Genomic DNA, 11998 nt, shown 5'->3' with positions numbered 1-11998 from the left:
GACACCGAGGTGATGCCATCGCAGGCAAGCCAGCTCCCACAGAAAAGCGCCACCCATGACCCGATAAATATCCTTACAATCGCGCTTTGTTAGCTGCCTAAGCAAGGATTCTGCAATGCACGCCGCCAACCCCCGCAAGGGTTACATCCTGGGCCTGAGCGCCTATGTCATCTGGGGCCTGTTCCCGCTCTACTTCAAAGCCATCGCCAGCGTCCCGGCCGCCGAAATCATCGTGCACCGCGTGTTGTGGTCCGCGCTGTTCGGCGGTTTGCTGCTGATGGTGTGGAAGCACCCCGGCTGGTTCCGTGAACTGCGCGACAACCCCAAGCGCCTGGCGATCCTGGCCCTCAGCGGGTCGTTGATTGCGGGTAACTGGCTGACCTACGTGTGGTCGGTGAACAGCGGGCGCATGCTCGAAGCGAGTCTGGGTTACTACATCAACCCGCTGGTGAATGTGCTGCTGGGCATGCTGCTCCTCGGCGAACGCCTGCGGCGCTTGCAGTGGGCCGCGGTCGCGCTGGCAGCGGTGGGTGTGGCGCAGCAGGTGTGGCAGGTGGGCAGTTTGCCGTGGGTGTCGCTGGTGCTGGCGCTGACCTTTGGTTTCTACGGTTTGATCCGCAAACAGGCGCCGGTCAAGGCACTGCCGGGGCTGGTCGTGGAAACGTGGATGCTGGTGCCGATTGCCGTGGCGTGGTTGTTGTTCAACCCCACCGCCCACAGTGCACAACTGGCGTTCTGGAGCACGTCCGAAGCCTGGTGGCTGGTGGCCGCAGGCCCGGTGACGCTGATCCCGCTGGTGTGTTTCAACGCCGCCGCACGGCATTTGCCCTACACCGCCTTGGGCTTTTTGCAGTACGTCGCGCCGACCCTGGTGCTGCTGGAAGCCGTGCTGCTCTTCGGTGAACACCTGGCACCGAGCACGCTGATTGCCTTCGCGTTTATCTGGGCCGGCCTGGTGGTCTACAGCGTGGATGCGTGGCTGAGCGTGCGCAAACGCTGATCAAATAACGTACAAACCTCTGCAAGCCACAGCCGGCGTGGCTTGCAGACATCCACCCCAAGGTTATCCACAGCCTGATCCCCGCCATTTGTGCACAAGCTTTTGAAATTGCTCGTTTTTTGCTCAAACAGTGAAGACGCCCGGCCGGCGTGGCCTGGCGCCGGGTCTCTACAGGTTATCCACAGGCCCATGCAAGATTTTCATGCATAACCTTGTGGGCAGATTATTCCTCGTGATGCAGTTCCACCATCAGGTCGTCGGCCAGGGTTTCCAGGGATAGCTGCAAGGTATCCAGGGACAGCGCCGCGGGCACCTGCAACAGCGCCTCGGCGGTGAACAGCGGGTCGCCGCTCATCGGCGCCGGGCGTACATCGGTGCTCAGGCTCTCCAGGTTCACCCCCTGCTTGCTCAGCAGCGCGGTGATCTCGCGCACGATGCCTGAACGGTCATTGCCCACCAGCGTCATCATGATGGATCTGGACGCGCTAGCCTGCCCACTGCTGCCCTCGCCCACCAGCACACGAATGCCGTGTGTGGATAAGTCCTCCAGCGCGCCCACCAATGCCTGACGGTTTTCTGTGGGAACACTGACCCGCAAGATCCCGGCAAATTGCCCCGCCATGTGGGCCATGCGGCTTTCCAGCCAGTTGCCGCCGTGGGCGGCGATGTTCTGCGCAATACGTTCAACCAGGCCGGGTTTGTCGGCGGCGATAATTGTGAGTACAAGATGGTCCATGGCGATGCCCTCTGGAATTCAATCTACAAGGTGGACTCGACGGCCACCGAAAACAAATCGTGTACCATTTTTAGATTTATCTGGAACAATCCAATAGTTTTTTGAGAACATCCCGTTCTCCGCTGTGACCGTACGACCAAAGTGGGTCGCTAAACGACGTATTTAGTCTAATTTTCACAACCGCAAGTCATCATGTAGTATGCGCAACCTGGCACTACATAATGAAAATCTAAAAAGCGCTTAAGCTGTGCAGAGTGAGGCAAGCAATGACTGAACACGTTCAAGTCGGTGGCCTGCAGGTCGCCAAAGTCCTGTTCGACTTCGTGAACAACGAAGCCATTCCCGGCACCGGCATTACTGCCGACCAGTTCTGGGCCGGTGCCGACAAGGTCATCCATGACCTGGCACCGAAGAACAAAGCCCTACTCGCCAAACGCGACGATTTCCAGGCGCGCATCGACACCTGGCACCAGACCCACGCCGGCCAGGCCCACGATGCGGTGGCCTACAAAGCCTTCCTGCAAGACATCGGATACCTGCTGCCAGAAGCCGCAGACTTCCAGGCCACGACCCAAAACGTCGACGACGAGATCGCCCGCATGGCCGGCCCGCAGCTGGTGGTGCCGGTGATGAATGCGCGCTTCGCCCTCAACGCCTCCAATGCCCGTTGGGGCTCGCTGTATGACGCGCTGTATGGCACCGATGCCATCAGCGAAGCCGACGGCGCCGAAAAGGGCCAGGGCTACAACAAAGTGCGTGGCGACAAAGTGATTGCCTTCGCCCGCGCCTTCCTTGACGAAGCCGCGCCGCTCAGCGCCGGCAGCCACGTCGACTCCACCGGTTACAAGATCGTCGACGGCAAGCTGATCGTCAGCCTCAAGGGCGGCAGCAACAGCGGCCTGCGCGACGACGCGCAACTGATCGGCTTCCACGGCGACGCGGCACAACCCACCGCCGTGCTGCTGAAACACAATGGCCTGCACTTCGAAATCCAGATCGACGCCAGCACCCCGGTCGGCCAGACCGACGCCGCCGGCGTCAAAGATGTGCTGATGGAAGCCGCGCTGACCACCATCATGGACTGCGAAGACTCCGTCGCCGCCGTCGATGCCGATGACAAAGTGGTGATCTACCGCAACTGGCTCGGCCTGATGAAGGGCGACCTGGCCGAAGAAGTGGCCAAGGGCGGCAAGACCTTCACCCGCACCATGAACGCCGACCGCGTGTATACCGGCGTGAATGGCCAGGACGTGACCCTGCACGGCCGCTCCCTGCTGTTCGTGCGCAACGTTGGCCACTTGATGACCATCGACGCGATCCTCGACAAAGACGGCAACGAAGTGCCGGAAGGCATCCTCGACGGCCTGGTCACCAGCCTGGCGGCGACCCACAGCCTCAACGGCAACAGCAGCCGCAAGAACAGCCGCACCGGTTCCGTGTACATCGTCAAACCGAAGATGCACGGCCCGGAAGAAGCCGCGTTCACCAACGAGCTGTTCGGTCGCATCGAAGACGTGCTGAAGCTGCCGCGCAACACCCTCAAAGTCGGGATCATGGACGAGGAACGCCGCACCACGGTCAACCTCAAGGCCTGTATCAAGGCGGCCAGCGAGCGCGTGGTGTTTATCAACACCGGCTTCCTCGACCGCACCGGCGATGAAATCCACACCTCCATGGAAGCCGGCGCGATGGTGCGCAAGGCAGCAATGAAGGCGGAAAAATGGATCGGCGCCTACGAAAACTGGAACGTCGATATCGGCCTGAGCACCGGCCTGCAAGGCCGTGCGCAGATCGGTAAAGGCATGTGGGCGATGCCCGACCTGATGGCGGCGATGCTCGAACAGAAAATCGCCCACCCACTGGCCGGTGCCAACACCGCCTGGGTACCGTCGCCGACCGCCGCTGCGCTGCACGCGCTGCATTACCACAAGGTCGACGTCTTCGCCCGCCAGGCCGAACTGGCCACGCGCGAACGCGCCTCGGTGGACGACATCCTCACCATTCCTCTGGCGACCAACACCGATTGGTCCGACGAAGAAATCCGCAACGAGCTGGACAACAACGCCCAGGGCATCCTCGGTTATGTGGTGCGCTGGATCGACCAGGGCGTCGGCTGCTCGAAAGTGCCGGACATCAACGATGTCGGCCTGATGGAAGACCGCGCCACCCTGCGCATCTCCAGCCAGCACATCGCCAACTGGCTGCGCCACGGCATCGTCAACGAAGCCCAGGTGCTGGAAAGCCTCAAGCGCATGGCGCCGGTGGTGGACCGTCAGAACGCTGGGGATAAGTTGTACCGCCCACTGGCACCGGATTTCGACAGCAACATCGCGTTCCAGGCGGCGGTGGAGTTGGTGATTGAAGGAACCAAACAGCCGAATGGCTATACCGAGCCGGTGTTGCACCGCAGGCGTCGGGAGTTCAAGGCCAAGAATGGCCTGTAAATGAAAAAAGCCCTGGTTGAGAGACCGGGGCTTTTTCTTTGGGGAGTTGTGGTGAATGTGGCGGCCCCATCGCAGGCAAGCCAGCTCCCACAGTTGACCGAGTTCCTACAGGATGTACGCGGTCAACTGTGGGAGCTGGCTTGCCTGCGATAGGGCCCGCCCAGTCACCCCAAAAATCAGGCCGCCATCCCCAACTCCCGCTTGACCATCTTCGCCAACTTCACGCTATCAATCGGCTTGAGCAAAAAGTCCACCACGCTCAGATGCATCGCATCGATCACATCCAATGCTTCGGCGTCCCCCGACATGATGATGATCGGCAACGCCGCCCGTGTGGACTCGCGCACCTTGCGGATCAGCTCCAAACCGTTGCTGGGCGCCATGCGCAGGTCGGTGATGAGCAGACCAATGGAACCGCTGGACTGCAACAATGCCCACGCCGCCTCGCCACTCTCGGCGGTCATGCAGCGAATACCGTCCAGCCCGAGGATTTCCGCCAGCAGTTCACGGGCGTCCTTGTCGTCATCGACGATCAACACCCGTTGCGGCGGTAAATCAGGCTCCAGCATCACGGCGCTCAGCGCCTCGCGCTCGGCATCACTCAAAATATCGTGGTCGGACATACGGTTCTCAGCAGTTCTCATCAATCTCCCAGCACACTCGTCAGACATCTGCGGAAGGGCGAACAATGTGCACTTCGTCGGAAAGTTTGCCTAGTGGGCGTTCTACGGGTTTTGCACAATCTTCATGTAAGGTTTTTCCCTAGGTTTACGCCGGCTCCCGGGACCTAGACTTACGTCCAATGGGCACCCGCCCCGCAGGAGCCGACCATGCAGGACGATAACGACAATAAAATTGCGGTCACTGTTATGAGTAAAGCTGATGCCTTCGCCCAGGCGGGGAAAACTGCTGTGTTGCAGAACATTCACGGCACCTTGCAGTTCCTGCAGCGCTTCCCGCCGTTCAACCAGATGGAAAACGCGCATGTGGCGTTTCTGGTGGAACAGTGCCAATTGCGCTTCTTTGGCCCCGGCGAGAGCATCCTCAAGCCGTCGGGCGGGCCCGTCGAACACTTTTATATCGTCAAGCAGGGCCGTGTGGTCGGCGAACGGCCGGACTCGGCCGAGACCACTTTCGAAATCGCCACCGGCGAATGCTTCCCCCTCGCCGCGCTGTTGGGCGAGCGCGCCACCCGCACCGAACATAAAGCCGCTGAGGACACTTTCTGCCTGCAGCTGAACAAGCCGGCGTTTATCAAACTGTTTGCCCTTTCCAGCCCGTTCCGAGACTTTGCCCTACGCGGCGTGAGCAGCCTGCTGGACCAGGTCAACCAGCAGGTCCAGCAAAAAGCCGTGGAGACCCTCGGCACCCAATACTCCCTGAACACCCGCCTCGGCGAGTTGGCCATGCGCCACCCGGTGACGTGCAGCCCAGCCACACCGCTGCGCGAGGCGGTGACGCTGATGCATGAGCAACAGGTCGGCAGCATTGTGATCGTTGACGAGCACAAGGCGCCCCTGGGGATTTTCACCCTGCGCGACCTACGGCACGTGGTCGCGGACGGTGTCAGCGATTTCAGCCAGGCCATCGCCGGCCACATGACCCAGGCACCGTTCTACCTGACCCCGGACCACAGCGCCTTCGACGCAGCCATCGCCATGACCGAGCGGCATATCGCCCACGTCTGCCTGGTCAAGGATCAGCGATTGTGTGGCGTGGTGTCCGAGCGCGACCTGTTTTCCCTGCAACGGGTGGACCTGGTGCACCTGGCCCGCACCATCCGCAACGCGCCCCGGGTGGACAACCTGGTGGCGATCCGCGGCGAAATCGGCCAGTTGGTCGAGCGCATGCTCGCCCATGGCGCGTCGTCCACCCAGATCACCCACATCATTACCCTGCTCAACGATCACACCGTGTGCCGGGTCATCGAGCTGACCCTCGCGGAAAAAGGCGACCCTGGCGTGCCGTTCAGCTGGCTGTGTTTCGGCAGCGAAGGCCGCCGCGAACAGACGCTGTACACCGACCAGGACAACGGCATCCTGTTCGACGCCAAGGACGCCGCCGAAGCCGCGCAGATCCGTGCCCAGTTGTTGCCGCTGGCGCAGCAGATCAACCAAAGCCTGGCGCTGTGCGGCTTCAGCCTGTGCAAAGGCAATATCATGGCCGGCAACCCCGAGCTGTGCCTGTCGCGGGCCGAATGGGCGCGGCGTTTTGCAGCGTTTATCCGCGAGGCCACGCCGGAGAATCTGCTGGGTTCGAGCATCTATTTCGACCTGCGCGTGGTGTGGGGCGATGAACGCGGCTGTGAGCAGCTGCGCCAGGGCATTCTCGATCAAGTCGCGGACAACCGGCTGTTCCAGCGCATGCTCGCAGAGAACGCCTTGCGCCAGCGCCCGCCCGTAGGACGTTTCCGCGAGTTTGTGCTGTCGCGTAAAGGCAGCGAAAAGGCCACGCTGGACCTCAAGGTGCAGGGCCTCACGCCCTTTGTCGACGGTGCGCGCCTGCTGGCCCTGGCCAATGGCATCCACGCCAACAACACCCTGGAGCGCCTGCGCCAGTTGGTGGTCAAGGAAGTCATCGAACCGCTGGACGGCGCCGCCTATGAGGAGGCGTATCACTTTATCCAGCAAACCCGCATGCAGCAGCATCAGTTGCAGACCCGGGAAAACCAGCCCTATTCCAACCGCGTCGACCCCGACAGCCTCAACCACCTCGACCGGCGCATCCTGCGCGAATCCCTGCGCCAGGCCCAGCGCCTGCAAAGCAGCCTGACGTTGCGGTATCAGCTGTGAGCCTATTCAGCTGGTTGCGTGCGAAAAAACCACGGCTCGACACCCCGCAACAGCAACGTCTGGCGCAGTTGCCCACGCCTGCCGCACTGGGAACGGGCACCTTGCGCAACCAGCGCTGGGTGGTGCTGGACCTGGAAACCAGCGGCCTGAACCTCAACCGCGACCAGGTGCTGTCCATCGGTGCTGTGGTGATCGAAGACGGTGCGGTGGACTTCTCGCAGATGTTCGAGCGCACCTTGCAACGGGCCGAAGCCAAGCCTGGCCCCAGCGTATTGATCCACGGCCTCGGCCCCAGCGCGATTGCGGCCGGCAGCGATCCGGTGGAAGCGCTGCTGGACTTCATGGCGTTTGTCGGCGACAGCCCGCTGCTGGCGTTTCATGCGCCGTTCGATCAACACATGCTGAGCCGGGCGCTCAAGGACAGCCTGGGTTATCGCCTGGCCCACCCGTTCCTGGATGTGGCGGATATCGCCCCGCTGCTGTGTCCCGAGGCGCATATCCGCGAAGCCGGGCTGGATGACTGGATCAACCATTTCAACCTGCACGTGGGCGAACGCCATCACGCCAGCGCCGACGCCCTGGCCACGGCCGAGCTGATGCTGATCCTGTTCAGCCGCGCGCGCCAGCAGCACATCGACACGCCGCAAGCGCTGCACGAGCGTTTGAGCCAATGGAAGCGGCGTAAACAGGCGCCCTCTTTTTAGCGGGACGCGGAGCGTCCTGTGAGGCATTCCCACGCAGAGCATGGGAACGATCACCCGACAGACGCCAATTGCGCCCACCCGACGCCTCTGACACAATCGCGAATAATTCTCGTTAGTTTAAACGTTTTGTTTGCCAGGTGATGCCTTGTCGTCGATCCAGAACCCACACAGTGAGCTTGTTGGCGCGTTGTATCGCGACCATCGTGGCTGGCTGTTGGCCTGGCTGCGACGCAACGTGGCGTGCCCAAGCCGCGCCGAAGACCTGAGCCAGGACACCTTCATGCGCCTGCTGGGCCGTGACGAGCTGCGCGAACCCCGCGAACCACGGGCGTTCCTGGTGGCCATTGCCAAGGGCCTGCTGTTCGACTACTTCCGTCGCGCCGCCCTGGAACAGGCTTATCTCACCGAACTGATGCTGATCCCGGAAAGCGAACACCCGTCGCCGGAAGCGCAGCAACTGATCCTCGAAGACCTCAAGGCCATCGACCGCCTGCTCGGCAAGCTGTCGAGCAAGGCCCGCGCCGCCTTCCTCTATAACCGCCTCGACGGCCTGGGCCACGCGGAAATCGCCCAACGCCTCGGCGTGTCGGTGCCGCGTGTGCGCCAGTATCTGGCCCAGGGCATTCGCCAGTGCTACATCGCCTTGTATGGCGAGCCGCTGTGAGCGTGATCAGTTCCAAACCGGTGTCGGCCCGGGTGCTGGATGCGGCGATTGCCTGGCAACTGTCCCTCGATTCCGGGGATGGCAGCCCGGTGGAGCGCGAAGAGTTCGACAAATGGCTGGCCAGCGACGAAGAACACGCCCGTGCCTGGCGCCAATTGGGCATGCTCGACCAGCGTTTCAGCGCGGCCTCGGGCCCGGCACGGGCGGCGTTGTTGCAGTCACGCGAGGGCATTCGCCAGCGGGTGCGCAAGCTCGGCAGTGGTTTGGCGAGCATCGCCGTGGTGATTGGCCTGGCGTTGTTTGCCGGGGAACGCTATGTGCCGATCCACTACTGGCTGGCCGACCAGCGCACCGCCACGGGCGAGCAGCGCACGCTGAAACTGGCGGACGGCACGCTGATCAACCTCAACACCCACAGTGCCATCGACGTGCGCTTCGATGAAAAACGCCGGCTGATCGTGTTGCAGGAGGGCGAAATCCTCGTCGAGACCGGCCACAACGACGCGCGGCCGTTCTATGTGCAGACCCGCGACGGCAGCCTGCGGGCGCTGGGCACGCGGTTTATCGTCAGGCGCGAAGACGACGCCACGCGCTTGAGCGTGCTGCAATCGGCGGTCGGCGCCCAGCCCGAGGCGTTGCCGCAGGAACAGATCTTCAAGGAAGGCCAGCAGGTGCTGATGCGCAGCGATGGCCTGGGCCCGACGCTGGCCGTCACCCCCGCCACCGACGCGTGGACGCGCGGCATGCTGGTGGTGGACAACGCGCGCCTGGGGGATGTGGTGGCGGAACTGGCGCGCTACCGCACCGGGCACCTGGGTGTGGATAAGAATGTGGCGGACCTGCGCATTACCGGCAGCTTCCCGCTGCATGACACGACCCTGGCGCTGAATGCGCTGCTGCCGACATTGCCGGTGCAGATCGAGCAGCATACGCCGTGGTGGGTGACTGTCGGCGCCAAGCCTTAGGTTCTGGGGTGCCTGGGCGATTGCTATCGCAGGCAAGCCAGCTCCCACACTCGACTGTGTTCACAAATCAAATGTGGGAGCTGGCTTGCCTGCGATGAGGCCCTCAAGAACACCCAAAAAATATTTTCACCCAGCCCTATCACTTTTCGATTCTCGTTCGGCACCTAGGCAATTGAGAAATATTTCCATTCAGGAGCCGCCCCATGTCCCGCACGCTAGACACCCTGTTGCGCCCCAGCCTGTTAGCCGTGGCCATCGCCCTCAGCGCCCCGCTGGCCAGCCCGTTGCTGATCGCCGCCGAACAGGCCTCCAGCGTGCGCGCCTACAACCTGCCGGCGGCTCCCCTGGCAAGTACCTTGAACCAGATCGCCAGCCAGGCGGGCCTGGCGCTGACCCTCAACCCGGCGCTCGCTGCGGGTAAAACCTCGGCTCCGGTCAAAGGCCAGTTCGATGCACAAGGCGCACTGCGCGAGGCGTTGCGTGGCACGGGCTTGCAGCTGGAGCAGAGCAGCGCCGGGACTTACACGCTGGTGGCGATCCCGGAAGGTGTGGTGGCGTTGCCGGAGACCAATATCATTGGCCAAGGCAGCACTGAAAGCGCCTGGGGCCCGGTGGACGGTTATGTCGCAACGCGCACCGCCGCCGGCACCAAGACCGACACCGCCCTGGTCGAGGCGCCACGCTCGATTTCCGTCGCCACCCGCCAGCAGATGCAAGACCGCAACGTGCAGAACCTGGATGACGCGGTCAAATACATGCCCGGCATCGTCTCCGCCAGCTACGGCAGCGACACCCGCTACGACTGGATGCGGGTGCGCGGTTTCGAACCGACCCAGTTCCTCGACGGCCTGCCACTGCCACGCGGCGTGTACGCCAACCCGAAGGCCGAGACCTGGAACCTCGACCGCCTCGCCCTGCTGCGTGGCCCGGCGTCGTCGGTGTACGGCCAGACGCCACCGGGCGGCCTCCTGGACATGGTCAGCCGCCGCCCCAGCGAAGAGTCGAGCCATGCCGTCCAAGTGCAATACGGCAGCGACAACTACCGTCAGATCAACTTCGCCAGCACCGGCAAGATCGACGATGAAGGCCAGTTCCTCTACGGCCTCAGCGGCGTGGTGCGCGATGCCGGCACCCAGGTCGATCATATCGACAACAAGCGCTACAACATCGCCCCCAGCCTGACCTGGAACATGGATCCCGACACCAAGCTGACCTTCCTCTCGCAGTTCACCCGCGACGATACCGGCACCACCAGCCAGTTCATGCCGATCCAGGGCACCAAGATCAAATCGCCGCTGGGCGAAGTGTCCCATCACAAGAACCTCGGCGACCCGGACTACGAGTTCTACGACCGTACCTACTACGCGCTGGGCTACGCGTTCGAGCACCGTTTCAACGACACGTGGCAGTTCAAGCAGAACCTGCGCTACACCAAGTCGGAGCTGTCGTTCCAGCAACTGACCGTGGGTTCCTACGCTTACTCGCCAGCCGATGCGGCGGGCAACATCAGCCGTTCCACCACCAACGTGGACGAAAACATCGGCCAGTTCGCCGTGGACAACAACTTCCAGGCCGACTTCGTCACCGGCGACGTGATCCACACCCTGCTGCTGGGCCTGGATCACCAGCGTACCGATACGTCCTACCGTGCGATCTACGGCACCGCCTCGGGGACCAACATCTTCAACCCGATCAATACTACGCCGACAGTACGCCCGACCGACGTCCGGCCGTTCTACGACTACAACCAGAAAACCGTGCAGACCGGCCTCTATGTGCAAGACCAGATGGCCCTGGACAAATGGCGCCTGACCCTGGGCGGGCGTGAAGACTGGGTGCATCAGGCCACCACTTACTTCAACGACAGCGATGCAACCAACACCGACCGCGTCAAACACTTCAGCGGCAACGCGGCGCTGAGCTATGTGTTTGATTCGGGCTTCGTACCGTACTTGTCCTACGCCGAATCGTTCCAGCCAGCGAGCAACGCCGATACCAGTGCGTCCAAGACGTTTAAACCGACCGAAGGCAAGCAGTGGGAAATGGGCGTCAAGTATCAGCCGCCCGGCTCCAACACGTTGTTGACGGCAGCGGTCTACGACCTGACCCAGAAGAATGTGCAAGTCACTACCCTCGGCGCCGGCAACCAGCAGATCAACAGCCAGACCGGCGAAGTGAAGGTCAAGGGCCTGGAGCTGGAAGCCGTGTCTGACGTGACCGAGAACCTCAAGGTCATCGCCGCCTACACCCTGGCCAAGTCCGAAGTGCAAAAAGGCATCTACAAAGGCAACCGCCTGACCTTGATGCCCAACCAGCAAGCCTCGCTGTGGACTGACTACACCTGGCACACCGGCCCGCTCGATGGTTTCGGCATCGGCTTCGGCGCGCGCTACACCGGCAACACCTACGGCGACCAGGCCAACACCTGGCTGGGCAAGGCCAACGCCTACACCGTGTTCGACGGCTCGGTGCATTACGACCTCGGCCGCCTGGACACCAGCCTCAAGGGCGCATCGGTGAAGCTCAACGCCACCAACCTGTTCAACAAGGACTACTTGTCGACCTGTGACGCCAACTACTGCTACTTCGGCGACCAACGCAGCGTCGTCGCCAGTGCCACCTACCAGTGGTAATCGGCTGAGTTAACAACCGGGCCGCCCAATGGGCGGCCTTGGCATGTCTGAAGGCTGGAA

The 11998-nt window shown here is 62.3% G+C and carries 9 protein-coding genes; 7 read left to right on the top strand and 2 right to left on the bottom strand.

What is annotated here, in order from left to right; translation table 11 throughout:
* Window positions 1-115 precede the first annotated feature (115 nt).
* Entirely contained in the window at window positions 116-1000 is an 885-nt protein-coding gene (rarD, locus tag B348_RS0123460) for an EamA family transporter RarD (protein WP_017738471.1), read from the top strand.
* 223 nt (window positions 1001-1223) lie between these two features.
* Here rarD and B348_RS0123455 read toward each other — a convergent pair whose 3' ends face one another.
* The gene (locus B348_RS0123455; RefSeq protein ID WP_017738470.1) at window positions 1224-1736 is read right to left on the bottom strand and encodes a glycine cleavage system protein R; all 513 of its coding nucleotides are present in this window, start codon (window positions 1734-1736) and stop codon (window positions 1224-1226) included.
* A 266-nt stretch (window positions 1737-2002) separates the two neighbouring features.
* Here B348_RS0123455 and B348_RS0123450 point away from each other — a divergent pair, with 266 nt between their 5' ends.
* Window positions 2003-4180 (top strand): malate synthase G, encoded by a 2178-nt coding sequence (locus B348_RS0123450; protein WP_017738469.1) that lies wholly within the window; start codon window positions 2003-2005, stop codon window positions 4178-4180.
* Between the two features lie 176 nt (window positions 4181-4356).
* Here the strand turns inward: B348_RS0123450 and B348_RS0123440 are convergent, their stop codons facing one another.
* Window positions 4357-4803: a response regulator gene (locus tag B348_RS0123440; RefSeq protein ID WP_017738467.1), complete on the bottom strand. Its 447-nt coding sequence runs from the start codon at window positions 4801-4803 to the stop codon at window positions 4357-4359.
* A 246-nt stretch (window positions 4804-5049) separates the two neighbouring features.
* On the opposite strand from B348_RS0123440, the gene B348_RS0123435 reads away from it, so the two are divergent.
* From B348_RS0123435 to B348_RS0123415, 5 genes are all read left to right on the top strand, one after another.
* A complete protein-coding gene (locus B348_RS0123435; protein WP_032865129.1) occupies window positions 5050-6972 on the top strand; it encodes a putative nucleotidyltransferase substrate binding domain-containing protein in 1923 nt (640 codons plus the stop codon).
* A complete protein-coding gene (locus tag B348_RS0123430) occupies window positions 6969-7676 on the top strand; it encodes a PolC-type DNA polymerase III (protein ID WP_017738465.1) in 708 nt (235 codons plus the stop codon). Before B348_RS0123435 ends, B348_RS0123430 begins: the two co-directional genes overlap by 4 nt.
* A gap of 145 nt (window positions 7677-7821) precedes the next feature.
* Complete coding sequence (locus B348_RS0123425; RefSeq protein WP_017738464.1) at window positions 7822-8340, top strand: RNA polymerase sigma factor; 519 nt, start codon at window positions 7822-7824, stop codon at window positions 8338-8340.
* Window positions 8337-9305 (top strand): FecR domain-containing protein, encoded by a 969-nt coding sequence (locus B348_RS0123420; RefSeq protein WP_017738463.1) that lies wholly within the window; start codon window positions 8337-8339, stop codon window positions 9303-9305. Before B348_RS0123425 ends, B348_RS0123420 begins: the two co-directional genes overlap by 4 nt.
* 203 nt (window positions 9306-9508) lie before the next feature.
* The gene (locus B348_RS0123415) at window positions 9509-11938 is read left to right on the top strand and encodes a TonB-dependent siderophore receptor (RefSeq protein WP_017738462.1); all 2430 of its coding nucleotides are present in this window, start codon (window positions 9509-9511) and stop codon (window positions 11936-11938) included.
* Window positions 11939-11998 lie beyond the last annotated feature (60 nt).

Source organism: Pseudomonas sp. CBZ-4, from assembly GCF_000346755.1.
Taxonomy (GTDB): Bacteria; Pseudomonadota; Gammaproteobacteria; order Pseudomonadales; family Pseudomonadaceae; genus Aquipseudomonas.
Note: the sequence above shows the minus strand (reverse complement) of the source record. Positions and strands in the feature narration are given on the sequence as shown.

Bases quoted from the DNA above. Each gene is read 5' to 3' on its own strand.
- rarD (WP_017738471.1), top strand. From the start codon at position 116: ATGCACGCCGCCAACCCCCGCAAGGGTTACATCCTGGGCCTGAGCGCC.
- B348_RS0123455 (WP_017738470.1), bottom strand. From the start codon at position 1,736: ATGGACCATCTTGTACTCACAATTATCGCCGCCGACAAACCCGGCCTG.
- B348_RS0123450 (WP_017738469.1), top strand. From the start codon at position 2,003: ATGACTGAACACGTTCAAGTCGGTGGCCTGCAGGTCGCCAAAGTCCTG.
- B348_RS0123440 (WP_017738467.1), bottom strand. From the start codon at position 4,803: ATGTCCGACCACGATATTTTGAGTGATGCCGAGCGCGAGGCGCTGAGC.
- B348_RS0123435 (WP_032865129.1), top strand. From the start codon at position 5,050: ATGAGTAAAGCTGATGCCTTCGCCCAGGCGGGGAAAACTGCTGTGTTG.
- B348_RS0123415 (WP_017738462.1), top strand. From the start codon at position 9,509: ATGTCCCGCACGCTAGACACCCTGTTGCGCCCCAGCCTGTTAGCCGTG.